The organism is Candidatus Endolissoclinum faulkneri L2, from assembly GCF_000319385.1.
Taxonomy (GTDB): Bacteria; Pseudomonadota; Alphaproteobacteria; order Thalassobaculales; family Thalassobaculaceae; genus Thalassobaculum; species Thalassobaculum faulkneri.
Genome location: NC_019566.1, coordinates 745,166 through 771,482 on the forward strand (window position 1 = coordinate 745,166; position 26,317 = coordinate 771,482).

A 26,317-nucleotide genomic window follows, 5' to 3' on the forward strand; every position below is an offset into this window, starting at 1 on the left:
GTATCATTAAGTGTAATAAAATAAACATATTGATTTTTCATTGGTAGAATTAATAAAATTTTTGGGATATTACCTTCATCAAATAAAACATCTATACTAAAAGTATACTGCGTATTATACATCAATTAGACTAATATAAATTACTCCAGTAAAACTTTGTTACTACTTGCTCCAGCGTCAAAGAGTAAAATATTGCTTCTTTCGATTGTTTGATTAACTTCTTGACAAGAAATGTAAAATTTTGTAGGAAATTTTCTAGCAGAAAAAATAGCCAGCATGAATCTATCAAAGTTAATAATATGCAATTAAGTGTGTACCATAATCTTTGCCGCTTTACTGTGTAAAAAAATAGCATGGCTAACGAGAATCATAACATCTTTAAAAGTATTAGCTAAGCTATAGATAATGAGATATTTGAAATCAAACTTTAATTATTATAAAATTAATATTTCTCCTATGTAGAAAAAATATAAAACTTCTCGAAATACTAAATTTACTTAGAAAAAATTCGTTAATAAGTTAATGATAGTAATTTGTTGAAAATACTCCATAATAAAGTTACATTCGCTTAATCAATACTTTCATTGATTAAGCTGTATTATACTTTAGAGTATTAATACATTTCAAGCATAATTGTAATTTATGTATACTTGATTGAATAAAAATCATATTTTCCATATTAAATAAATTTAATAACCCTCTAGTATAAATAAATATTAGTCAATAATTCTTAAATGTTTTAAATTATGCTTCCATTTTTAAATTTAACTGCAGAAGCAAATTATTTTTACAAAAAATCTCAGCAATCTACTTACTAATTAGTAAAAAAAATTAATAATTAAAATTATCGCTAAATAGCTACATGATTAAAAATAAATTAAGCTATGCTATAATCAACCACAATTGTTTATTAATTTCTTAACTCAACTGTAAATTTTATTTTATACTAATGATTTTGCTTTTAGCGAACAAGTAAATTTACTATTTTTCTTTTATTCAAAATTTAAATTAAGAATTTTAATACGAAAAACTATGATAAAATAATACAACAACAAGCATTGCGCCTTTGTTTATTTTTACATTTAACACATTTTATTAAAAATCTTTTTCTCGCAAGCATGCCGAGAACTATCCCAATTAAACAATACATTATTTAAAGCTAAGTTGATGATTGAAAATCATGGTTGACTTCTTAGACATATCAACTAATTATGCTAATAAATTTTCCACATACGTAGAAAAAATACTAGCAATGGCAATGAAGAAAAGCTATGACATATGATTATCTTAGACAGGTTGCAGATAGTTGGGGGATAATTTATATCGGAGCGGTATTTCTTTTAGTCATCGCTTATACTTTTCGTCCTTCAGGACGCGAACGAGCAAATGACGCAGCGTTTATACCCCTAAACGAGAATTTAGCTAACAACCAAGAAAAAACAAAAAAACTCAGCGATATAAAGCACTGAATTGTTTGAGTAATACTGAATTGATAAGATGAACCATTCATTGTATTTAGCCTTGCTTGTTGTGCTAAATTATATAAAAGGCGGAGCATATCTTAAGCATGCATTTAATCATTCTATTTCTTCTGAAGATCTAAATAGATAGTTTACTTTTGCCGATAATATCTACAATCTTAACTGGTTCTAATTACGATTATTGTAGTGAGTATGCTTACAAACAAAATTAGGCATTTTATTATCAATAAATTGACCTGGGCTTTATCAATCACGCATAATGGGTTTATTATTCGCCCAATAATATTTTTAATTGGTTTGTTTATTTAATAATTGCGCTTTTCTTTTAGAAAGAAGTTTAATGAAATTAACTATATCAATTAGTTCGTAAAATCCTCAGGTTTATAGTCAATAAATTATGAAGAGCAATAAAGCCTTAGTTATTCATATTGAGTTTTATTTATTAAAATAAATAATATTAATCAAAAGCATTTAATAAACATAGGCTATTTATATTGTAAATTAAATTTGTTTTTATCTCAACTATAATATGCTGTTTTATTTTTTAGTTGATTTTTCTTGTCTTATTAATTGATAATTAATAAAGCGCAGTATTTTTTTAGTTATGATTGATTTAATCTTGCTGCTACAGTTACTGTAGATAAGTTTGAATTAAGAGTAATAAAATTAAATATTTTTCATTTTATAATTCTATTATAATCTGTTAACTAGTGATCGGTTACAAATCACCAACTTATTTTATTATTGCGATTATTGAATCTATTTAAAAATCTTTAATGTTATTAATATAAAAGTAAAATGACAAGTCATTTACAATGTTTGGTTATTGATTCAGTTTAAAATTAATAGTTAAATATCATTAACTATTGCTAACCTTAAAGATATTTCTCGCTCAAAATAGTTTTATTATTTACACTTAACTAAATAATGTTATGAGTAAGGCTTATCAATGATGAGTCAAGTCCGTTAAACAAAAAAAAGACTTACATGTCCTGCTGCACCTCCTACAACCCAATTTTTTTGCCTAATAACACTCAACAAAGGCCAAGCAAGTGTGAATTGCTTAACGCGTCGCAAGATATTGGCAACGGGCTTGTTGTTACTCGTTTAGCTATACCAGACGCTCATTGCGCAGCTTGCATAACTACCATCGAAAAGGCAATAAGTAAGATTGAAGGAGTTATTGACGTACGAGTAAATCTTACTGAGCGCTTCGTTAGTGTGAAGTGGCCAAGTGCATTAGTTGACTCAGATGAAATTTTTAATGCACTAGACCATGCTGGCTATCGCGCAAATCTTCTTGAAGAGATTGAAATAGCGCCCGATGCGATTTTGCGTCGCTTACTCTTTGCACTCGCAGTAGCAGGTTTTGGTTCCGGTAATATTATGTTGCTTTCTGTATCTATTTGGTCTGGTGCAGATGATGCTACACGTGACTTATTTCATTGGATCTCAGCCTGCATCGCTGTTCCTACGATTGCTATTTCAGGGCGACCGTTTTTTGCATCAGCTTTGAAGGCAATTATAGCCAAGCACTTGAATATGGACGTACCAATTTCATTGGCTGTCATTCTAGCAGCTGGATTGTCTCTACATGAAACTTTGATAGGTGGAGTACATACCTATTTTGATGCTTCAGTTACTTTATTATTTTTTTTGCTAATCGGTCAAACCCTTAACCATATGTTGCGCTCGCGCGCTGGATCAGCTCTTCGTACATTGGATCGTACGACTCCAAGTGGAGCTTCAGTCATATCTTCTGATGGAACAATAAACTGGATCCCAATATCTCAAATTGTGCCCGGTAACAAAGTATTAGTATCTTCTGGGGATCGAGTACCAGTAGATGGTATAGTTATCAACGGTTTTTCGCGGGTTGATTTAACAATTGTTACCGGAGAAAGCGAAGCGGTCAATATAGCAATCGGCGATACTATAGCAGCCGGTGCGATAGTGCTCGATGCCTCGTTAACCCTAAGCGCTACTAGAGTTGGCCAAGCATCTTTTCTTGGCGAAATGCGCTCAATGCTAGAGTCAGCAGAAAATAACCGACCGATGATTAGCAATTTAGCGGACAAAGCTGCAGTATTATATGCTCCTGCAGTGCATTTGATCGCTATAGCAACCTTCATCGGTTGGTGGATAATTGGAAAAGAATTTCGTCAGTCTTTAAGTACAGCAATCACTGTTTTGATAATTACTTGTCCATGCGCCCTGGGATTAGCGACTCCAATAGTACAGGTAATCGCCGCAGAGATACTGATGAAATATCGCATATTGTTGCGTGAAAGTAATGCATTAGAAATTCTAGCTAAGATTGATCAAGTTATCATAGATAAGACTGGTACAATTACTATCCCGACGATAGACGATTGCTGCGTGAAAAATTTTTCTAAAAGTGCTTTAAATATTGCCGCTACGTTAACAAGACATAGCCGTCATCCAATATCTAAAGCCATAGCAGATTCAATTGGTTCAACAACATCTGTTGTCGGCATCGAGAACGTTAACGAGCATATTGGTAAAGGCTTAGAGGGTTTGATAGACAGCGAGATATGGCGTCTTGGCAGACCTAATTGGGCCCTTTCTAATGAGGCTTTTTTAAAATACTTGTCCATGGATTATCTAAATGCTTCAGTGTTATCTTGTAACGGTAATTTGATAGGCGTATTCAACATGGTTGACCTGCCTCGTCCAGGTACTGACGCTGCAATAGCAAAGATGATTTCCTTGGGGCTATCTCCAATTTTGCTTTCTGGAGATAGTGAAGATAGAGTAGCAGACGTTGCGCGTCGTGTTGGAATTACAACTTGGAGTTCAAGAGCTACCCCAGATAAGAAGGTTAATGCTATAAAAACGCTACAGGCAAAAGGGCATCGTGTTCTAATGATTGGTGACGGATTAAATGACGCTCCAGCAATGGCTGCAGCTGATGTATCTATTGCGCCTGGCAATGCTTCTGACGTAAGCCGCACAGTCGCTAAAGTAATTTTTCTTGGCAAAGATATGAATGCTGTTGTTATTGCTATTATAATTGCCTACAAAGCCAAGCAAATAATGTTACAAAATCTCATATTCGCTTTTTGCTACAACGGCATTGCTATTCCCTTGGCAATTGCTTGTTACGCAACTCCGCTTATTGCGGCAATTGCTATGTCTAGTTCTTCGATTATTGTGATTGTTAATGCATTACGCTTAATCATAATGTCAAACCGTATGATCGCTTCAACCTATGCCAATAAATAATCTCAATTAAGTTATCTTAAATATTTATTAAACATTTTTCTTACATTAAAATTTTTATCAAAAATTTATTATTCCAGCGTTTATTTTAAATAAATACTATTTTCCCTTTTGTTTTATAAATATAATTTCTTGTTGTTAATTTTGAGAAAATTCCTATTGCCGCTGTAAAACTAAGGCTTAAATTTTACATAATTAAATTTAATTTAAATTATTCTAGTTAATAATAATTTAAATTAAGGCAAGAGAATGCACCATGTTCCACAGCATGAGTATTAGTATCAAATTAGAGATATCAATAATCATCTAAGCAGGTACTAAATTTCTATTAAAAATACGATAATCTTTAATAAAATTCAGCATAATTATTAATAGAATTGATATTATTTATTTTTTAGCTAAGCTCCTTAACGGCAAGAAGAGCGTTAGAGATTTTGCTTAAAACAAGAGAATATTATTTATACCGCTTCCAATTCATCCAAAGATTCGCTTTTTAAGTAAAGTTTACTCGTATCTCCTAGAGTTCAAACTTATTAAATAGTTTTAGGCATTTGAATAAAAATAGCAAATCCAGTTACTTCTTAAGACATTTTTTATATAAATAAGGCTAAATAAATTTAACTAATATTATCTTAAAGAATAATCGATAATTTATGTCGAAGTTACTATACTTGATTGCATGACTTGGATATTAAATTTCTGCACACTAAACTAGAAAAATTCTAACACCTAGACAATATTAGCTCATGTGTGCAGCCATTGTTAACTTTTTAGTATGATAATTGCAAAACGGTTGAAGAAAAGGAAGATAAATTTTACCTGCTTTAAACCAAAAACTTATCGCAACAGATCTTTATTTATTTTTTAATCCTAAAAATTAATCTATCTTATAAAGATAGCAAGCCATTATTGAATGGATACTATTTCTTATCATTTATCAGAAACTTATTTTCCACTAGAACACGGAAAATATTCCATTTTTTAGAAAAAAAAAATTAACATATTGCCGAATATCCAGTCATTTAAACATCAATTGATTATATCATGCAAAGTATCAATATATACTTAAAATTAGTATTAACTTCTTTAACAAAAAGAAAGTAAAAATACTACTTAAATAATTTTTTCATAAGTCTTTATATGAAAAATTTAGCATTTATATAAAAGTTTTAGTGCGCAATAGGTTATATTGATTAGTTTCAATAATAATTGTACAATCACTTAATATTGTTTTATCTTAAATACACTTGGAAAGATTTATAACACTTTACATAAGTAATTTGTTAAACCACTAATAGGTTTATTCGTATCAAATACTAACTAGTCATGAGTATCATAAAGTACTTTAATTAACCACAAACAAATCTATCCATACTTTAAATAAAATAGCTACAATCGTAATTAGTTTTTTTTTAAACGGTAGCTAATAAATATTGATTACGATCGCTATTGTAAACCATACTTCTGATTTTTAGCTTAAACCTAATTGCAGTAGGGATAAAAAGTAAAGCAATACTAAAATAGGCTACTATAGCATTTGCTCGATTTTTGCCTAACTAACCAGCAACACAATGGAACATTTTTGATAAAGAATTATTGCTCAGCTAATCGATAAACCGTGATATTTACCTTATCGCCATGCGAGTAATTTAATCCACACACTTCTCCAATCGACTTTACTTGCATAAAGCGAGCTGCGGTAGCAGCAAGAAATTCTTCCTGCTGATTATGTTCGATCGCAGCTATGATACAAGTCGATTGCTTATTGTATAATAAATCTGCTGCTCCCTCGGCATTGCTCAATTTGGTATTAGTGCCATGGACAAAAACTATGCTTGGTTCTGAAAATCCAGCGATAACTAATTGTCTATTCTTACAATTTCTTTCTTTAAAAACAAGCTTATAGAGCGATTGAGCAATCCAAAGTCGATTAAGTGACGGAATCACCAATGCAAAAATTAAAGTGTAAAAAATACAAACACTAACAGCTAAATGAATCAACCGCTGCAAAGATAATTCAATTAAAAAACGAACCATTAATATGACTAAAATAATGCCAGCGCTAAAAGCGCTGATGCTTAAAAAAGTTACTCCGCCTGCAAGATAAATCTCAGCAATAATTGGGAAAATAGCCAACAAAATGCTTACTAAAATCACAATAAAATTAAACAGTTTCTGAACTATAAAGCCTTTTCCTACAGATACTAAATTAGTACCAGTTGTCAAAAATAGACCTGTAAGAATTGCAATAGCTGGATATGTAGGAAAAGTGTAGTGCGGTAATTTAGTTACAACCAATTCAAATACTACAAAGGTAGGTCCAATCCAACATATCAAGAATCGTATATCTGGAGATATTCGACGAGTCCACGCGAAAATCGCGGTGCCTGCACCCAAAGCACTACATGGCCAGAATACTAAAAAGAATAATAGCATGTGATATCCAGGCGGTGCACCATGGTGGTCATCCCCTCTCGTAATCTTCCCCAAGAGCGCATGACCAATGGATTCCTCTAGAAAGCTAGTCCCAGAATTCATGCTAATCGCTATAATCCAAGGAGCTACTATAACAACATTTAGGACAATACCAGAAATCCAGTAAAGACGTTGTAGCAACTCACGATTATTGTTCCACAAGCACCAAAAAGTAATGGTAGTTCCAAGTACAAGAGTAATTATCGGCCCTTTGATCAACAAACCGATCCCATGAAACATCCAAAAAGCTAAAGGCGAGCGTAACCTACCAGTAAAAAATCTTTCAGGTTTTTTGGGACGAGTAGCAATTCGGTGCAGAGCAATTTGTGCTGCCAGAATAGTAGCGACTAGAAGCGCGTCTGTTTTAGCAGTACGTGCTTCTACGCTTGTAATCAATGCCAGAGCTATAACAATACCTGAAACAACTCCCGATTCCGCCGATCCTAATTGAGCAGATAGCCATGTAGTCATTGCAACTATACTGATAGCTGCCAAGAGAGATGGAAAGCGATAAGCCCAAATGCCAACTTGCGGACCACCAGCAAGAATTTTTGCACTGGCTGCCTGCAACCAATAAATACCAATCGGTTTCACATAGCGCGGCAAATTCTGGAATCTTATATCTACTAGATCACCAGTTTCTAACATTTGACGTGATGCTTGAGCATAACGTGCTTCATCACGGTCCATGACTGGTATTTGAAAAATACCAGGCATTAAAGCGATTAAAGCGATTGATAGTACTATAATCCAATGTCGAATTAACAAGATATTTACTACCTAAAATTTTTGAGACACATTACAATTTATTGTATCTTTTTGTGCTCTGTGATCAGAGTACTACCTAAAGTAGTGCGACGTAATAACCAAAATACACCAAGCAAATCGATGATTCCTACTAAGGCACGGCTAATATTATTATATTTAGATCTTCCTACTCTACGAGGCCGATCGTTAACTGAAACATGCAGCGTTTCATAGCCGTAGCGTTTAGTTAGCGCAGGCATATAACGATGCAGGCTATCAAAATAAGGAAAAGCTAAAAATAATGGCCTCAGGATTACTTTGAGTCCGCAAGCCGCATCGGGGCAGTTATCACGCAATAAAATTTGCCTCAAGAAATTCGCAATACGTGATGCTACTAAACGTCTAATTCCCGCAGTGCGGTGTCGACGTATGCCAGCCACAAGACCGACTTTACCAACTTTTGTCAGATCTATTTGAGCAGCCATCGCTAGCACGTCCGCTGGATCATTTTCGCCATCGCCGTCTATTGTTGCTATCCAAAGAGCAGTTGCTAGCATTGCCCCAGTGCGCAATGCTGCACTTTTATTCGATCTTTTAGAGTGACGAGCCAATATTATGCGTGAATCATTAGTTGCTAGTTGCTGCACAATCTCATAAGTTTCATCGCAACTGCCGTCATCAACAACTACAACTTGTACGTGATAGAATGCTCCAATCTTATCAAGCACCTCGTGCAATAAAGTTGCTATGGCTCCTGCTTCATCCCGCACGGGGATAATGACACTAATCGAAGATGGATGAATTTGATTGGCTAAACGAATAATTTATAGCATCTTTTCTATAAACATACTGGTGAATAATGCGAAAATAAAACCTATAATCTTAAATACTTCACCTTAACAGTCTTCGAAAGAGCGCCCTGTAATTAGCGATACAGGCAACCTTGCTAAACTCGGCAGCATGTCGAGCGCTACCAGCGTTACTTAACCGATGCGCTAGCTCGTTATTTTGTATCATCAAAAGCAAAGCATCACGCAGTGAGTTTACCTCATCCTTTGTAACTAACAAACCATCGCTCCCATTACATATAAATTCTACAGGTCCATCAGTATTGGTCGCGATTAGAGGTTTACCATAAGCCCATGCTTCAAGCATAACTGTCCCAAAAGGCTCGTACCGTGAGGGTAAAACTACTATATCACAACTTCGAAAGAAAGCTCCAGTATCGCGTCTCCATCCGAAAAAACTTACCCTATCGTTTATACCTAGCTCCAATGATAATCTTTTTAACAATTTTTTTTCTGGACCACTACCGGCTATCCATAGATAAATCTGAGTTTGATCTTCTATAGCGCGCATAAGCAAATCTAAACCCTTCACTCTATGGAGACGAGACGGAGTAAAAATTATTGTCGCTTCCTCAGGCACCCCTAGAGATGCGCGATCAAGTGCTGGGGTTTTGTCGCATTCAGCAAAATTATAGATCACACTGCATTGATCATTGGGCCAGCCTTGATCGATGACATAGCGGCGAATTCCCTCTGTTATGCAAACCAGATGGTCGCAATTAAGAAAATAATTTAAGTTGTACAACCCGCCCAATCGAGCAACTTTAGCATGCGTTCCTTCTGGCATAAACGCGCTAGCACGCTTCATGTAAGACAGCACAATATCAGGTTGAAATTTTGTTATCACATTATGAAGAGATTTTTTAGTATAAAAATCCATACAAGAGCAAAAAGGTGCTTCTGAAACCCATACCCCAGCAGCTTCTAAAGCAGCACGACGGTGCTGATTAGGGCGAATTACTGCCCTGCATTGTTCACCTGCTTCGGCAAGTGCACTAGTTATGTTAACAAAAAATGTCTCTGCTCCACCGTTAACGGCACCCGCTATGATCGAAAGTATTCGCATGATATTTTTAAGTCAGCATAGATGTTTAGGTTAATCAGTTGAAGTTTAAGTCATAAAACAAGTTATCACAAATTTAGATAAGCTGACGCAAAAATCTTTTAAAGAAAGCAGCGTCAAAATGCTTCTACAAGCTGCATGAAATTTTATAAATTTTTCTAGCAAAATTTTTTGCTATTGATTTGATTATAGTAACTGACTAGTCAACTTAAAATTGAATCTATTTTATAGATACAATAAAGCGATATTTGCATTAAAAATAAATAACTAACACAGCGTCTGGTATCGGTTAGTTGGACTTTAAGTGTGGAAATTTAAGTTGATTTGCAATATGCTTAAGTAATGATTATCAAATGCATTGTAGTAAGTAATTCAGTGCACTTAAACGCTCATGAATTTAACAAATATTTAGTAGATTATCAAAGTAAGGCAAATACTTTTACGCATTGGCGACAATTTATCATCTGAAATTTCATAAAAGTTGAAATTTTATCATTAAATATTTGCTACCTAAGCAATAAAAAGTTTTTAAACTACTTTAATATAATCAATACAATATTGATATTGTCAAATGACAATTCGTAAACTATGATAACAAGCTTTAACTAACAAATCTCCTTTGAACTAATCACTATATTTAACTAGTAAAACAATATTTTTCTATATGCTTGCATATATGTCCGCAGCAGCGTTATAAAACGTCAAAGATTTCTTATGGAATAACTAGTTTTGCTTTCTGGAAAATGGGTTTATGGGCAATAATTTTATGATTAGATGCTAACTTACAATAGTCTGCACACTAACAAGCTTTTTCCGAACTCAGTTTCTTGTAATTGGTTATGGATTCCTCAGGTGTTCAAACCGTACCTTAAGCTGTTGCTCGTTAAGGTTGAACCAGAAAAAACAAATCCTTTAAGGAAAAAACATGACTGTTCCTAATTTTACCATGCACCAACTGCTCGAAGCCGGTGTCCATTTTGGGCATCATACCCGACGCTGGAACCCAAAAATGGAACCATATATCTTCGGCGTTCGCAATAACGTCCATATCCTAGATCTGCGTCAAACCGTTCCGCTATTGCATCAGGCTCTTGAGGCAGTGCGTGATATTGTCGCTAACAATGGACGAGTATTATTCGTTGGTACTAAACGCCAAGCTGCTGACATGATTGCTAAAGCTGCACAAGAATCCGGCCAGTATTATGTTAATCACCGATGGCTTGGCGGCATGCTAACAAACTGGAAGACTATATCTAATTCGATTAAACGTTTACGGGAGTTAGAGGAACGTATGGAAGCAGGGATAGATGGCTTAACTAAAAAAGAAACGCTCGGCTTATCTCGTGAACGCGATAAACTTGGACGCGCACTGGACGGAATTAAAGAGATGGGTGGGTTACCTAATATTATGGTCGTAATCGATACTAACAAAGAGTCTCTCGCAATTCAGGAAGCAAACACGCTTGATATACCTGTCGTGGCTATCTTAGATAGCAACTGTGATCCAGATGGCTTGACTTATCCAATTCCTGGTAATGACGATGCTATACGTGCTATTGCACTGTATACAGAATTAATGGGACAAGCTGTCATTGGTGGTATTAAAGCTGAAGCAGCTGCTTCCGGTATTGGTGTTAGCGAGTGTAACGGTACTTCAACTGAATCAAAACTCGCTAATGAGAACGCTTCTTTATAATTTGTCTTTACAGTTTGGTCAACCAAACTGTAACTACTTAAAAATTAGGCTATAATTATGGTCAAATTAATAAAACATTACTAGCGCAAGAGGATTAAATCATGACTGTTACTGCTTCTTTGGTGAAAGAATTGCGCGAGAAGTCCGGCGCAGGAATGATGGATTGCAAAAAAGCTTTGATTGAGACCGGAGGTTATCTCGATGCTGCTGTAGACTGGCTACGCAAAAAAGGATTAGTTGCAGCAGCAAAAAAATCAAGCCGCATAGCCGCAGATGGTCTAGTTGGTGTTGTGGTAAATGACAATAAGGGTGCCATATTAGAGGTCAACTCTGAAACTGATTTTTTGGCAAGGAACGAAGTTTTCAAAAACTTTGTTTCAACAGTAACCAATTTGGTAGTTCGACATGGGGAAGATATAGAAAACTTAAACAATATAACATATCCAGCAACTTGCCGTACTGTTGCCGAACAACTGGCTAGCAATGTCGCAATCATAGGAGAAAAAATCTCCTTACGTCGAGCAAAAATATTATCAGTATCCGATGGGGTTGTAGTGCCTTATGTTCACAACGCTGTGCAACCTGGATTAGGTAAGATCGGCGTCTTGGTTGCTCTAGATTCTACAGGGGACAAAGCTAAGCTCTATGATATCGGCAAACAAATTGCTATGCATGTTGCCGCTGCAGCTCCGAGGTGTCTTTCTATCGAGGATTTGGACAAGGAAGCTACTAAGCGAGAGCGTAGCATTCTTACAGAGCAGATTGATTCTATCAAAAATAGAGATGATATTACTGCCAAGATAATCGAAGGCCGTATGCAAAAGTTTTATCAAGATGTCGTTCTTTTAGAACAAAAATTTGTTATAAATGGAGAAATCCAAATTTCAGAGTTTGTTGAGAACGCAAGTAACAGTGTTGGCGCACCAGTTAACCTGAGTGGTTTTGCTCGTATTCAGCTTGGTGAAGGCATAGAACGCAAGGAGGCTAATTTCGCAACTCAAGTTGCTGCATCCCTGGCTTCTTAAGCTGGCTATAAAAAATAAAAGCCATAGCGACAAGGAGAGAGGCGCATGGCAAAAAACAGCTGCCAAGAAACAGCAAAAAATGAAGCTAAAAAATCAACTACATCCTACAGACGTGTCCTTCTAAAAATCTCCGGCGAATTTATAATGGGTGACTTTGCCTATGGAATCGACCCGAAGATGGTTGATTGGGTAGCTCGCGAGATTTATTTGGTTTCTAAATCCGGCGCTGAAATCTGTCTAGTTATTGGCGGTGGAAACATTTTCCGTGGAATCTCTGCAAAAGTTGCCGGAATAGAACGAGTAACCGGAGACTATATGGGTATGTTAGCTACAATAATTAATTCATTGGCCATGCAAAGTGCCCTAGAACGCCACAATATTCAAACCAGAGTTATGTCTGCCTTGCCAATCGCAGCAGTTTGCGAGCCTTACATACGTCGGCGTGCCATGCGGCATATGGATAAGGGAAGAGTAGTTATCTTCGCTGCCGGCACAGGAAATCCGTTCTTTACTACTGATACCGCTGCCGCTCTGCGTGCTTCCGAGATGGGTTGTCAGGCCTTATTAAAAGCAACCAAGGTTGATGGTGTGTACGACGCTGACCCGATGAAGGTATCAACCGCAAAACGCTATGACCGTTTGAGCTACATGGAAGTACTTACACGTGACTTAAAAGTAATGGATGCCTCTGCGATCTCACTTGCTCGCGAAAACGATATCCCAATTCTCGTATTTTCCATAAACAACAGCGGAGCATTTGCCGATGTAGTTCAAGCTAAAGGTCGTTACACGATTATTACGGAGTAGCTTAAGTATGGCAAAACTAGATCTCGATGACATTCAACGACGCATGGATGGGGCCGTAGCTAATCTAAAAAGCGATTTCTGTAGTTTGCGGACCGGAAGAGCTTCAGCTAATATGCTAGATTCAGTTATGGTAAACGCATACGGTACGAAAATTTCCTTAAACCAGATTAGTACAGTTAGCGTTCTTGAACACCGAATGCTATCGGTACAAGTGTGGGATGGAGGTATGAACAAAGTAGTAGAAAAAGCAATTCGCGATAGCGATCTAGGTTTGAATCCGCAATCATACGGTAAGACAATACATATATCTTTGCCAGATTTATCTGAGGAGCGAAGCAAGCAAGTGAGAAGAATTGCGGCAAAATATGCTGAAAACGCAAAAATTGCCGTGCGTAACGTACGCAGAGACGGTATGGATATATTGAAGAAGCTGGAAAAGGATGGTTGTCTAAGCCGAGACGAACGTCGTTTATACGAACAAGATATTCAGGAGCTTACCAATATATACGTTAAAAAAATTGATGAGGCTTTAGAGGATAAAGACAAAGACATCATGCAGGTTTGAAATGGTGAATGCAACACCGTTCATTAGTTCTCTTTCTCCAGCTTCTCTCCTCCATGTGGCAGTTATCATGGATGGTAACGGACGTTGGGCTCGTTCTCGGGGGATGCCGCGCACTTTTGGACATCGAGAAGGGATGAAAGCAGTTAATCGAGTAGTAGATTGCGCTCCGCAACTCGGTATTACCCACCTAACTATGTTTGGTTTTTCCTCAGAAAATTGGAGCCGGCCTCAAGAGGAAATTTCTGAATTGATGAATATCCTTCGTTACTATTTACAACGCGAAGTAATTGGGTTGCATAAAAATAATGTCTGCATTAGAATGCTTGGAGATCGAGATAGAATGACAGGTGATATCGTAGCGCTTATTAATAAAGCTGAGCAGCTAACTGCTAGGAATACTGGTCTTAGTTTAAATATAGCGCTAAGCTACGGTGGTCGCTGTGAAATTACTAAAGCGGTACGTCGCATCGCCAATGCTGTAGCAGATGGTAAACTCTCTCCCTCTGCAATCAATAACGAGATAGTAAATTCTAGCTTGGATACTAAAGGCATTCCCGATCCTGATTTATTAATTCGTACCAGCGGTGAATACCGAATTTCTAATTTTCTACTTTGGCAAATTGCCTATGCTGAGCTTGTTTTTACCGACGTTCTTTGGCCTGATTTTGGTAAAACCCATCTAGTAAAAGCGCTAGAAGAATTTTCTCGTCGCTGCCGGCGTTATGGTCAGACGACCGTTTAATGAGGTAGGCACATGAAGATCTTCAAGGATGGTAGGATTGAGTATTTATCGGCATTAAATGAACGATTTGGTGATCTATGTAAACGAGTTATTTCCTCTTTGGTATTACTTCCTGCGACTGGCTTACTAATATGGATAGGTGGCTTAGCATTTGATATCGGTATACTGATAGTCGCCAGTTGCATGTTATGGGAATGGGGTGGGTTGATTGCTTCTCCTTTCGATCGTTACCGCACTAGACTAATTTTAGCAGTTGTCATGCTAGTATGCTTCTTGATGGCGCTTGCTTTCTGCTTTCCAGCAGGAATGGTTTGTGCACTATTATTTGCCTCAATTCTTACACTATTCGCCAAACACCTTCGAATAGTAGAACAAATTTGGCTTGGCGTAGCAATAATCATGACAATAATCCCCACCTTGGGAATCGTTTGGATGCGGTCATACATAGAATTTGGTTTAGAAACAGTAATCTATGTAATTACCAGTGTGGTAGCTACAGACATTGGCGCATATGTTAGCGGTAGCATTATTGGCGGCCCGAAGTTATTGCCTAAAGTAAGCCCATCTAAAACCTGGGCTGGATTAGGCGGAGGTATCGCGTCTTCAATGCTGATTGCAACTATATTTACTATAGTGCTTGAAGAGGCTCGCATACCTGCACTAGTGCCGATAGCGATTTGCATTACCTTAGTCGCACAAATTGGTGATTTATTAGAATCTGCCATCAAACGCCACTTTAATGTGAAAGATTCTGGTACTCTTATTCCAGGCCATGGCGGCGTTCTTGATAGGGTTGATGGTATGATGACTGTTTTACCAATGGTTACGTTTGCGATTTGGATAAGCGGAAGGAGCGTTCTAAAGTGGTAGATAAAGCACGCTCGATCAGTATACTTGGGTCTACTGGGTCGATTGGCACCAATACAATCGATTTGATTAGTCGTATGCCTGAGCAATTTATCGTATCTGCCTTAGCTTGTAAGTGCAATGCTAGATTATTAGCAAAACAAGCAAAGATGTTGCAAGCTGCCTTTGTAGCTATCGCAGACAAGAATGCCTGGCCAGTTTTGCGTGACTCGCTAGCAGGAACAGGAATTGAGGCTGCAGCTGGTAGCGAAGCAGTGCTGGAAGCTGCAAGACGTCCAGCGGAATGGATTATGTGCTCTATCGTCGGCGCAGCAGGCTTAGCTCCAACTTTAGAAGCAATACGTCGCGGCTGTACAGTAGCACTAGCTAATAAAGAAGCATTAGTTTGTGCTGGTTCGCTGTTTATTAGAGAGGCAATGCGTACAGGATGTCAAATCCTACCGGTTGATAGCGAGCACAACGCCATTTTTCAACTATTCGATACTCAAAAACGCGATAAAATCGAAAAGATCACTCTTACAGCCTCAGGTGGCCCGTTTCGTACACTTTCTCGTAAAGAAATGGCTTACAAAACTCCAAAACAAGCAGCAGCACATCCTATTTGGTCTATGGGAAAGAAGGTTTCTATCGACAGTGCTACGATTATGAATAAAGGCTTGGAGATTATTGAGGCGCATTATTTATTTGCTATGCCAGAAGTGCAAATAGACGTGTTAATTCATCCTGAATCTGTGGTGCACTCAATAGTTTCCTACATTGATGGATCAGTCATCGCACAACTTAGCTCTCCAGATATGCGTATACCTATTGCGTATTGCTTAGCTTGGCCGCAAAGAATGAAAACAATAACGAAAAATTTAGATTTAGTGTCGATTGGTCAGCTTAACTTCTTTACCCTTGATAATGATAGATTTCCAGCCATAAATATTGCACGAGAAGCTTTACGAACAAAGGGAGATGCACCCTGTGTAATGAATGCAGCTAACGAAGTAGCCGTTGAGGCGTTTGTGGCAGGACGGATTGGTTTTAACGAGATTATCTCGGTAGTGTATGAAACAATGCAGCGTTGTCCTACAGAAGATATCGATAACCTTGACTCAGTCTTTAGGGCAAATGCTAAAGGGTGTCGTATTGCAAACGATATAATATCAGCTTTTACAGGTGTTCAATTGCGAAGATAGGGAAGGATATTTACTTTTGCCCAAGTATTTCATCAAAAGTATAAGTGTAATGCATAACAAGACGCTTAAGGACAAAATATTGTAATGATCGATATTATCACCGACTACATATTGCCGTTTCTAGTGATTATGAGCTTATTGGTTTTTGTTCATGAATTAGGTCACTACTTTGTAGCTCGACGTAATGGTGTACGAGTTGAGGTTTTTTCTATCGGCTTTGGACTAGAGTTGTTTGGCTGGAGCGCAAAAAACGGCACTCGATGGAAGATATGTGCTATTCCGCTTGGTGGATATGTAAAGATGTTTGGTGATGATAAAAGCATTGATGGTATATCCTATACTGAGGAAGATCGACGCGAGGCTTTTTACTACAAAAGTCCGAATGCTCGTGCAGGAATAGTTATTGCAGGACCAGTCGCAAACCTTATATTTGCTATCTTAGTTCTATCCTTTCTGTACATGTGGGTTGGTCAATCATTTGCTCCTGCAGTCGTCGCTAATGTGATCAAAAACTCTCCTGCCGATCGTGCAGGTATAATGTCAGGCGATACAATACTTAGTGTGAATGGTAAAAAAATAATTAACTTTTCTGATCTTAGACGCATCATCATTGAGCAACCAGGAAAACTTGTTATGCTGGTAATTAAGCGAAATGGAGCGACTTACAATGTTCCAGTTACTACAGAGATTGTCGTAGATTTAGACTCATCAGGAAATAAAAAATCCTTGGGTCGCATCGGTATTCAATCTAATCATATGCTTTTTGATAAGCTTAATCCATTAAAAGCAGTTATGTTAGCCATTACAACAACTTTTTCGATCATTGTACAAACATTTGAAGCGATTGGGGAAATGCTCATTGGTATGCGCAGCACCGATGAGCTTGGGGGCCCGTTGCGCATAGCTGAATTGTCCGGTACAGTCACACATAATGGTTTGATAACTACGATGTGGTTTACAGCTGTGTTGTCAATTAATCTTGGGCTAATCAATATGCTTCCAATACCAATCCTTGATGGCAGTCATTTAATATTTTATGCACTTGAAAGCATCCGTGGAAGACCTCTTAGTCCACAAGTTTATGAATGGGCTTCTGTTATTGGCATGAGTATTATAGTAATACTCATGCTATTCGTAACATGGAAGGACCTGATAAGGCTTAATGTAAGCAGCTATTTAAGCTCATTGATTAAATAGCTGCTTACATTATCGCAGTATTCGAAATATACAGATAAGTAACCTCCTATGCCTATACTTTCTAGCGATTGACAAAAATGATTTTTTATGCCGGTATAGTTGGCGCAGGATAATTAAGTTAGTTTAGAGCACTGGGGACTTGAATCTTGCGCATAAAACTGATCCGTTTTTGTCAGGTGATAGCGCTTACCTTCACGGTAGCTATTGGAGTTGGTCCAATAGCGAAGGCAAAGTTCGCGGAAATAAATAAGAATGTAATTAAAAATATTGTGATTGAGGGGACAAAACGTATCGATCCAGCTACAGTTCGTTCCTACTTACTGATTCATCCTGGTGATACATTTGATTCGGAAAGACTCGACCAATCGCTAAAAGCTTTATATAGTACTGGCCTGTTTGCAGATATAACTATGTATCGTGATTCTATTAACATGGTGATTAAGGTGGTAGAAAACCCTGTTATTAATCGCGTTGCATTTGAAGGAAACAAGCGAATCGATGATGAAGAGTTAAAGCGCGAAATTCAGCTTCGCCCCCGCTTAGTATATTCCCGCACTCAAGTACAACAGGATGTGCAAAGTATAATCAAGACCTATCAGCGTTCTGGATATTATGCTGTAAACGTTGAACCAAAAATCATACAACAAGATCAAAATCGTGTCGATTTGATATTTGAGATCAACGATGGGGAACTGACTCGGGTAAGAACTATCAATTTTTTAGGTAATCGGGCATTTACTGATACTGCTTTGCGCGGAGTCATTACAACTAAGGAATATGCATTTTACAAATTTTTCACTTTCGATGACACTTATAACACTGACCGTTTAAGTTACGATAGAGAGCTATTGCGTCGATTTTACTTAAAAAATGGCTATGCAGATTTTCGCGTGCTTTCAGTCGTAGCTGAGTTTGCGCCAGATAGTAAGTCCTTTGTTATAACTTTTACCGTAGAGGAGGGGTGCATCTACACTTTTGGATCAAGTGACTTTGAGATATTTTTACCACAAGTTGATTCTAAAGCTTTGCGTAAGTTTGTCCTTACTAAGGAAGGACAAACTTACGATGCTGATTTAATCGACGATACAATCTACGCCTTCAATAACTACCTTGGCACTTTAGGATATGCCTTCGTGGACTTAAGTCCTAAAGTGAATACCGATGTTAAAAAGCGAATAATTTATATTACCTACCGAATTGGTAAAGCGCGTAAGGTTTTTATTGAACGAATCAATATAAGAGGTAATGTGCGAACGCTAGATCGAATAATTCGGCGAGAAATAAGCTTTGTAGAAGGTGATGCTTTTAGCATCAACCAGATGGTAATATCTGAGCAACGCATTCGCAATTTAGGATTTTTTAAAAGCGTTGATGTAAAAAATACTGAGGGTAGTCGGCCAGATCGTATCGTAGTTAATGTTGATGTTGAGGAAAAATCTACTGGTGAAATATCTTTCGGCATTGGCTTTTCTACAGCAGAATCAATAATCGGTGATGTTGCTATTCGTGAGAGAAATTTACTTGGGCGAGGGCAAGATTTACTTTTTAAAGTAACGACATCCAATGTTGCGACCGAATTCGATATAGCCTTTACCCAACCTTATTTATTTAATCGTGATATAGCCGCCGGTTTTAATATTTTTCGTACTGCAAGAGAAAAGAAAGAAAGTTCCTATGATGAGTTTCGCTTTGGCGGAATGCTGCATTCCTACTACACTCTACAGCCATATCTAACCCAACAAATTAGATATAGACTTGAGCAAATAGAAATTAAAGAAGTCGACGAAAATACTTCCCGCTACATCAAAGCTCAGGAAGGAACAAGGATAGTTTCTCAGTTTGGGCAAACTTTAACTTATGATAAACGCGATAACCGCCTAGATCCGCGCGATGGGTACATCACCCAGATAACGAATGAAGTGGCAGGTGCTGGTGGTGATGAAAGGTTTTTTCGTACCAGTGTAAAGGCTGGTTACTATTATCCACTAGATGATGTTTGGGGATTGTCATTGCTTATTAATAGTGGATTAATTGTAGGTATCGGTGAAGAAGTTTCCATATTAGAACGATTTTTTGTTGGTGCTAGTTCCTTCCGAGGCTTTGCGCGTGGTGGTATTGGTCCACGCGATAGTGTTAGCAAAGACGCCTTAGGTGCTAACAATTACTATGTAGGATCGATTGAGCTTTCTTTTCCAAACGGCATGCCAAAAGACCTTGGTATGCGCACATTTATCTTTACCGATTTTGGTAGTGTATGGGGGGTTGACGAAAGCGATAGTAAAATAGCGGATGAGAGTTCAATACGCGCAACTGTAGGACTTGGTTTATCTTTTGCCACTGCACTTGGTACAATACGAGTAGATGTAGCTGAAGTATTAGCAAAAGAAGATTTCGACGTTCCTGAAGTATTTCGCTTAAGCTTTGGTACGCAGTTTTGAATATTCTTTGTCTGTAGATCAAACTGTGCTTTTAAAAAAAGCTTCTTAAATAAATAATTACCCCTTAAATGGGATCATAATGGTTTAGATCCGATAAAAAATGATAATAATTTTTTTATTAAAAACGATGATCAATTGCAAATCATTAGCTGTGATAGAATCAGCCCTAGAGTATAAAAAAAACAATTGCCTCATTTGTTTTTTTTTAGGAAATCATTTCACAATATGAATACTCCTAAATAAATACAGGAAAAATATAATTATATATAGCAAATCTTTTAAACTCGTATCATCCAAAAGGTAAAAAGTTATTGCTTGCGAACGAAGAAGATTTACAACATTAGTGCTTAATCTTGCCTGCAACTGTTATTTTGAGAGCAACTTATGAAGGTATAAAATGCAGTAGCAAAGAAAAGTCCTTGTTCAGCCTTTCATTAAGGCAACGAAAAAAGTAATTAACATCTTAATTTCGTTCATTAATGTAATTAATGATTCAATAGACGATATAGTATTTCCTCTTAAGGAAGTTCATTTTTTTTCAAAAGAAATCAATGAATTGTAGCGAGGCTGCTTTGTCTAGAATAAATAAGCGCTGCCATTAATTAGGATCGAATTGCCACTACTAAATTGACGAACGATTATGTACGGAGGATGACAAAGCATGGTCGATAGCCGGTTCCACAGCGAAGCTGGGCAATTTACCCTGGAGCAAATACTTGAAATGACAGGAGCTAAATTGCATGGAAGTGGGGATCTAGCGCGTTTATTTTATGGTGTCAGCACACTAAATAATGGAGGTGAAAAGGAAGTAACATTCCTAGAAAACCGTCGCTACTTGAAAGATTTTCGCACTTCCAAGGCAGGAGCTTGTTTAGTTCCTCCAGCTTTCGCGAATCAAGCACCAGATGGTATGGCAGTACTTATTACCGCTATTCCTCGTCGCAGTTATGCTAAATTAGCGCGACTATTTCACCCTGCAGAGATTGCGCCGATAGGAGTGCATCCGACAGCTGTTGTTGATCCTACTGCCAGGTTAGGCAATCAGGTTGCCATCGGGCCAGGTGCTGTCATTGGTGCGGAAGCAGTGTTAGGTGATTCAGCTTGGATTGAGGCTAATGCGGTAATTGGTGAAGCAGTGAGGATTGGTGAAGGAACACGTATTGGTGTTGGCGCAGTAGTTTCCCATGCTTTGATAGGCGCTAGATGTTTTATCTATCCTGGAGCACGAATTGGCCAGCCTGGATTTGGTTTTGAAATGGATGCAGGAGGTACGTTTCTAATACCACAACTAGGACGGGCAATTATCGAGGACGATGTAGAGGTTGGTGCTAATACTGCAATCGACCGAGGCAGCAATGCAGATACAGTTATAGGACAAGGGTCGATGATTGATAACCTTGTGCAAATAGGTCATAATGTTGTGCTAGGAAGAGGTTGCATAGTAGTTTCACAGGTCGGAATTTCTGGTAGCACCAGGCTTGGTGACCGTGTGGTGATTGCTGGAAAAGTTGGAATTGCTGGCCATCTGGAAATTGGTAGTGACGTACAAGTTGCCGCCATGTCTGGTGTTAACCGTAGTCTGCCTGGAGGAGGTTCCTATGGCGGAGTACCAGCTATTCCGGTGCGCAAGTGGCGGCGACAAATCTCGAGATTAAAGAAGTTAGGGCAAAACAAACCGACTGCTTAATCAACGAGCGAGAGGTAAGGCGGAATATTATGAATGATGCGGTGAATGAGCCAAGCAGCGGCTATCCTGATATTGATATAATGCGGATAATGGATCTAATTCCGCACCGATATCCGTTCCTCTTAATAGATAAAGTCGTCAAAATAGATCCTAATGTTGCCTGTATTGGTATCAAGAACGTCACGATTAATGAACCATTTTTTGCTGGACACTTCCCACAGCGCCCTGTCATGCCAGGAGTGCTGATCATAGAATCTATGGCTCAAACAGCCGGTTGTTTGGTTGTAACAACATTGGGTCCAAAATCTGAAGGGAAGCTGGTTTATTTCATGACAGTCGATAATGCACGCTTTCGTCGTCCAGTAGTACCCGGTGAATGTATGGAAGTTCATGTAAAAAAGCTGCGCAATCGAGGAAATGTCTGGAAGTTTGAGGGTCAAGCTAAAGTGGAAGGACTTCTGGTGGCTGAAGCAACTTATTCAGCAATGATTCTAGACCATTGAGGAGCTGGCAGTGGCCACGCAAATCCACCCCACGGCAATGGTTGAGCCTGGAGCCCAGCTTGATGATGGTGTCCAGATTGGCGCCTATTGTCTCGTTGGTACGGATGTTTTGCTGCGCAATGGGTGCGTGTTACATAGTCATGTAGTAATCGATGGCCATACCAGTGTTGGTCCACGTACTCAGATTTTTCCCTTTGCTAGCATTGGGCTACAGCCGCAGGATCTTAAATACAATGGTGAGTTATCAACTTTAGAAATTGGTGCTGATAATGTAATACGTGAGCATGTAACCATGAATCCAGGAACTGAAGGTGGTGGAATGGTAACCAAAATCGGTAACGGTTGCTTGTTTATGGTCGGTGTTCATATAGGACACGATTGCCAAGTAGGTAATCAGGTAATTATGGCAAACAACGCTACTTTAGCTGGTCATGTAACTGTACAAGATTTTGCAGTGCTTGGTGGGTTATCGGCGGTACACCAGTTTGCACGTATTGGCCGTTACGCTATGGTGGGTGGTGTTACAGGAGTTGAACGCGATGTAATTCCTTTTGGCTCGGTCATTGGCGATCGGGCACGTTTATCAGGTATTAATATAATTGGCATGAAGCGCCGTGGCTTGTCTCGTGAAGAAATTCATGATGTCCGTAAAGCGTATCGATTACTATTTGCAGGTGAGGGTAAGTACCACGAGAGACTAGAGGAAGTCGCTTTAGAATTTCCCTCATCGGCACCAGTTATAGAAATTATAAATTTTATTAGAGCCGATTCTTCGCGTAAAATTTGTCAACCGGAAGACGTTAACGATCTTTAAGGAAGTAATGACTGTTCATCCTAAAGGTAGTCTAGGAATCTTAGCCGGCAGAGGTGTACTGCCGCGACGTATTGCCGATATTGTATTAAACGAGGGACGTACAATATTTATAGTAGCCTTTGATGGACAAACCGATCTAGCAACTGTTGATGGTTTACCACATGCCTGGCTACCCCTCGGTGCAACAACTAAGACTCTTAAAACTCTTCATGCAGCTGACTGCACTGAAGTGGTTATGGCTGGATCAATACACCGTCCAGCTTTATCTTCTATAAAACTAGATTTACGTTCCACTGCCTCTATTGCTAGAGCAGGAACGCGAGCATTTGGTGATGATGGTTTGCTATCCTTGATCGTTGAAGAGATAAAAAATGATGGCATACAAGTAGTTAGCATTGAGGATATATTGGGCGGTTATCTTGTAACTGCCGGTACCCATACGAAAATCAAGCCAAATGCGTTTGCCATGCAGGATGCTGCTAGAGGAATCACTGTGCTAAAAATTACTGCCTGCGCAGATATTGGTCAAGCTGTTGTAGTACAGGAAGGACTTGTATTAGCCATAGAGGCGATAGAAGGAACTGATTCAATGATTACGCGTGCTGCTACTTTGCGTCGCAAAGCTATTATAGGGCCGATTCTAATAAAGGGCTGTAAAACAGGGCAAAACACCTGCGTTGATAGGGCTACAATCGGCCCAGGGACCATCTCCTGCGCCGCATCTTCTGGATTTGCTGGAATTTTTGTGGAAACACTAAAAACCTTAATCATAGATCGTTACGCAACAATAGCTGCTGCCGACGCTGCAGGTCTATTTATTCATGCTATGTCTTTTGATGGAAGTAATCGTGAACACCAAATCAAGTGCTGAGCTAAAAGTACCTTTGATTTATATCATTGCCGGAGAGTCCTCAGGAGATGTGCTTGGTGCTGGACTGATTAGGGCATTGCGAGCTGAGACTGGAGATAATGTGGAAGTAGCAGGTATCGGGGGTGATCTCATGACTGCTGAAGGATTGCAAACAATATTTCCTATCAGTGAAATAGCTGTTATGGGTATAATTGAAGTATTACCTAAAGTACCTAAGATACTAGAGCGCATTAGCCAAACTGTAGCTGATGTGCAATCTCGTCAGCCAGCAGCTGTTGTGACCATCGACAGTAAAGCTTTTAACATGCGAGTAAATAAAAGGCTGCATACGCTACGTGCTAAAACGGGCAAGGGGCCAAAACTGATTCATTGGGTGCCACCAACTGTCTGGGCATGGCGTCCAGGCCGTGCAGAAGTTATCGCCAAGTACCTTGATCATCTTTTAGCACTTTATCCATTTGAGCCACCTTATTTTGTGGCACACGGTTTGCCAACAACTTTTGTTGGTCATCCAGCTGCATTAACACCGGATGTCAACAGTAAATGCTTTAAAAGTATTTATGGTTTGCCATTAGAATCTCCGGTACTAGGAGTGTTTCCAGGTAGTCGACTAGGTGAGGTAAAACGTCTATTACCAGTTTTTGGCGATGTAGCCGATCGTTTAGCTATACGCTACCAGGGTTTGCGAGTTGTATTGCCAACGGTATCTTTGGTTGCCGATGCAGTTCGCGAAGCAACAGCCAATTGGCGTCCACCAGTTAGTATTATAACCGAGCATAGTCATAGAACTGGAGCATTTTCTGCTTGCACAGCGGCATTAGCAGCTTCTGGTACAGTAACACTGGAGTTAAGTTTGGCAGGTGTGCCAACAGTAGCAGCATATCGTGTTAATGCCTTGTCTGCAACTATTGCTCGACGTTTAATAGATCCAGAGTCAGTAGTATTAACTAACAAACTAATGGGCAAACGTGTTATTCCGCAATTTCTGCAAGAGGATTGCACTGCCGACCGAATAACCGTAGCAATTGAGCAGTTATTTGACGATCGCCGTGCTAGAGCAAAACAAGAAATAGCCAGCGAGTCAATTCGTCAGATGCTTATCGTCGATGGTGAAGACCCTTCCTTCCGAGCAGCACGCACGATATTAACACTCCTTCGAGGAAATAATAACTTAACAGCAAATTAGTGTCTTTGCTTACTTTAATTAGATCAACAATCGGCATTTGCTATGATAGAATAAAATTACCGTTAAGTTAGTTTCTATTTGTGCCAATTGAATGATAAAGTTGCCCAAAATCATACTATAGATAACTACTTTTGTTAAAAATTAATTAAAAGTAAATTTATTGAATTAAAATCTTCATATTAAGATTGAATTTTAATCAAGAGGAGAATTGAAGTTTATCTTGTTTATCGATCATTACATCAGATCTTTCAAATATACTTTAAAGATTAATTAATGCAATTAATTCTAGTTTACAATGTGAAGGAATCGTCATCATTAATGCTCTACCTTTCTAGGTTTTAAGCATCAAAGGCAATACAATGGAAAAAATACATTATAGTATAATTGCTTAGTATAGCTAAGCGAAAAATATTAAAATTTCTTTCTTCTAAAAATTTAATATTTCTATTTTTTACTTATCTACATATTTACATATATTAATAAACTGATTAATTAATTTTCATTAATAAGAGTATTTTGCTACAGCCTTACCTGCTAAAAGAAAAATCAAGAATAAAATCTAAAATATAATTTACATATAAAGCTTTTAATTTTGCTAAGAAATATTATAATTTTATTGCCTTATTTGTTTATTTAACACTTACTAAGCAATTAGTGGTAATAAGAGATGGAGATAATGATTAGATAGTGCAGCAGAGTAAATTTTACTTGGATTAACGTATCTCTTAAGAAGAAGGTAAATGTAAGAATTAATTATGCTTTGTTTATCTAGTATTAGTGCAAATGAATATAACTGTTCTTTTCGCATTCTTGATATTTGCTCTAATTAATACAATTCTTCTTAAAAGAAAACCAGAAAGCCAGAATTTGCTATTATAATA

At 38.0% G+C, this 26,317-nt stretch carries 19 protein-coding genes; 16 read left to right on the plus strand and 3 right to left on the minus strand.

The genetic code is table 11. The features are described 5' to 3' along the window. The first annotated feature begins 1,271 nt into the window (after positions 1 to 1,271). Positions 1,272 to 1,469 carry a cbb3-type cytochrome c oxidase subunit 3 gene (locus A1OE_RS02250; protein ID WP_015088485.1) on the plus strand — a complete coding sequence of 66 codons (198 nt, stop codon included), beginning with the start codon at positions 1,272 to 1,274 and terminating at the stop codon, positions 1,467 to 1,469. 999 nt (positions 1,470 to 2,468) lie between these two features. Continuing rightward, positions 2,469 to 4,727 (plus strand): heavy metal translocating P-type ATPase, encoded by a 2,259-nt coding sequence (locus A1OE_RS02255; RefSeq protein ID WP_015088488.1) that lies wholly within the window; start codon positions 2,469 to 2,471, stop codon positions 4,725 to 4,727. 1,590 nt (positions 4,728 to 6,317) lie between these two features. Here A1OE_RS02255 and A1OE_RS02260 read toward each other — a convergent pair. The 3 genes from A1OE_RS02260 to A1OE_RS02270 form a co-directional block, all read right to left on the minus strand. Then, a complete protein-coding gene (locus tag A1OE_RS02260) occupies positions 6,318 to 7,967 on the minus strand; it encodes an ArnT family glycosyltransferase (RefSeq protein ID WP_015088489.1) in 1,650 nt (549 codons plus the stop codon). A 38-nt stretch (positions 7,968 to 8,005) separates the two neighbouring features. After that, the gene (locus A1OE_RS02265) at positions 8,006 to 8,770 is read right to left on the minus strand and encodes a glycosyltransferase (protein WP_148276837.1); all 765 of its coding nucleotides are present in this window, start codon (positions 8,768 to 8,770) and stop codon (positions 8,006 to 8,008) included. A 67-nt stretch (positions 8,771 to 8,837) separates the two neighbouring features. Further along, positions 8,838 to 9,860 (minus strand): glycosyltransferase, encoded by a 1,023-nt coding sequence (locus tag A1OE_RS02270; protein ID WP_015088491.1) that lies wholly within the window; start codon positions 9,858 to 9,860, stop codon positions 8,838 to 8,840. 922 nt (positions 9,861 to 10,782) lie between these two features. Here A1OE_RS02270 and rpsB point away from each other — a divergent pair. From rpsB to lpxB, 14 genes are all read left to right on the plus strand, one after another. After that, positions 10,783 to 11,553 (plus strand): 30S ribosomal protein S2, encoded by a 771-nt coding sequence (rpsB, locus tag A1OE_RS02275; protein ID WP_015088494.1) that lies wholly within the window; start codon positions 10,783 to 10,785, stop codon positions 11,551 to 11,553. Between the two features lie 98 nt (positions 11,554 to 11,651). Further along, positions 11,652 to 12,578: a translation elongation factor Ts gene (gene tsf, locus A1OE_RS02280; RefSeq protein WP_148276838.1), complete on the plus strand. Its 927-nt coding sequence runs from the start codon at positions 11,652 to 11,654 to the stop codon at positions 12,576 to 12,578. A gap of 45 nt (positions 12,579 to 12,623) precedes the next feature. Next, positions 12,624 to 13,385 carry a UMP kinase gene (gene pyrH, locus A1OE_RS02285; RefSeq protein WP_015088496.1) on the plus strand — a complete coding sequence of 254 codons (762 nt, stop codon included), beginning with the start codon at positions 12,624 to 12,626 and terminating at the stop codon, positions 13,383 to 13,385. A gap of 7 nt (positions 13,386 to 13,392) precedes the next feature. Beyond that, a complete protein-coding gene (frr, locus tag A1OE_RS02290; protein WP_015088497.1) occupies positions 13,393 to 13,950 on the plus strand; it encodes a ribosome recycling factor in 558 nt (185 codons plus the stop codon). A 1-nt stretch (position 13,951) separates the two neighbouring features. Further along, entirely contained in the window at positions 13,952 to 14,692 is a 741-nt protein-coding gene (locus A1OE_RS02295) for an isoprenyl transferase (protein WP_015088498.1), read from the plus strand. A gap of 12 nt (positions 14,693 to 14,704) precedes the next feature. Then, positions 14,705 to 15,562 (plus strand): phosphatidate cytidylyltransferase, encoded by an 858-nt coding sequence (locus tag A1OE_RS02300; RefSeq protein WP_015088499.1) that lies wholly within the window; start codon positions 14,705 to 14,707, stop codon positions 15,560 to 15,562. Further along, positions 15,556 to 16,740, plus strand: coding sequence for a 1-deoxy-D-xylulose-5-phosphate reductoisomerase (gene dxr / locus A1OE_RS02305; RefSeq protein WP_044283245.1), 1,185 nt, complete (start codon positions 15,556 to 15,558; stop codon positions 16,738 to 16,740). The genes A1OE_RS02300 and dxr overlap by 7 nt, the downstream gene beginning before the upstream one ends. An 84-nt stretch (positions 16,741 to 16,824) precedes the next feature. Continuing rightward, positions 16,825 to 17,937, plus strand: a complete 1,113-nt coding sequence (gene rseP / locus A1OE_RS02310) for an RIP metalloprotease RseP (protein ID WP_015088501.1) — start codon at positions 16,825 to 16,827, stop codon at positions 17,935 to 17,937. 146 nt (positions 17,938 to 18,083) lie between these two features. Further along, positions 18,084 to 20,375, plus strand: a complete 2,292-nt coding sequence (bamA, locus tag A1OE_RS02315) for an outer membrane protein assembly factor BamA (protein ID WP_015088502.1) — start codon at positions 18,084 to 18,086, stop codon at positions 20,373 to 20,375. A 661-nt stretch (positions 20,376 to 21,036) separates the two neighbouring features. Then, on the plus strand, positions 21,037 to 22,062 hold the full coding sequence (gene lpxD, locus A1OE_RS02320; RefSeq protein ID WP_015088505.1) for a UDP-3-O-(3-hydroxymyristoyl)glucosamine N-acyltransferase: 1,026 nt from the start codon (positions 21,037 to 21,039) through the stop codon (positions 22,060 to 22,062). Positions 22,063 to 22,091: 29 nt separating this feature from the next. Next, the gene (gene fabZ, locus A1OE_RS02325) at positions 22,092 to 22,565 is read left to right on the plus strand and encodes a 3-hydroxyacyl-ACP dehydratase FabZ (RefSeq protein WP_015088506.1); all 474 of its coding nucleotides are present in this window, start codon (positions 22,092 to 22,094) and stop codon (positions 22,563 to 22,565) included. Between the two features lie 10 nt (positions 22,566 to 22,575). Beyond that, positions 22,576 to 23,379 carry an acyl-ACP--UDP-N-acetylglucosamine O-acyltransferase gene (gene lpxA / locus A1OE_RS02330; RefSeq protein ID WP_148276839.1) on the plus strand — a complete coding sequence of 268 codons (804 nt, stop codon included), beginning with the start codon at positions 22,576 to 22,578 and terminating at the stop codon, positions 23,377 to 23,379. A 7-nt stretch (positions 23,380 to 23,386) separates the two neighbouring features. Next, entirely contained in the window at positions 23,387 to 24,250 is an 864-nt protein-coding gene (locus A1OE_RS02335) for an LpxI family protein (protein ID WP_015088508.1), read from the plus strand. Next, positions 24,228 to 25,436, plus strand: a complete 1,209-nt coding sequence (lpxB, locus tag A1OE_RS02340) for a lipid-A-disaccharide synthase (RefSeq protein WP_202802542.1) — start codon at positions 24,228 to 24,230, stop codon at positions 25,434 to 25,436. The genes A1OE_RS02335 and lpxB overlap by 23 nt, the downstream gene beginning before the upstream one ends. Positions 25,437 to 26,317: the final 881 nt, after the last annotated feature.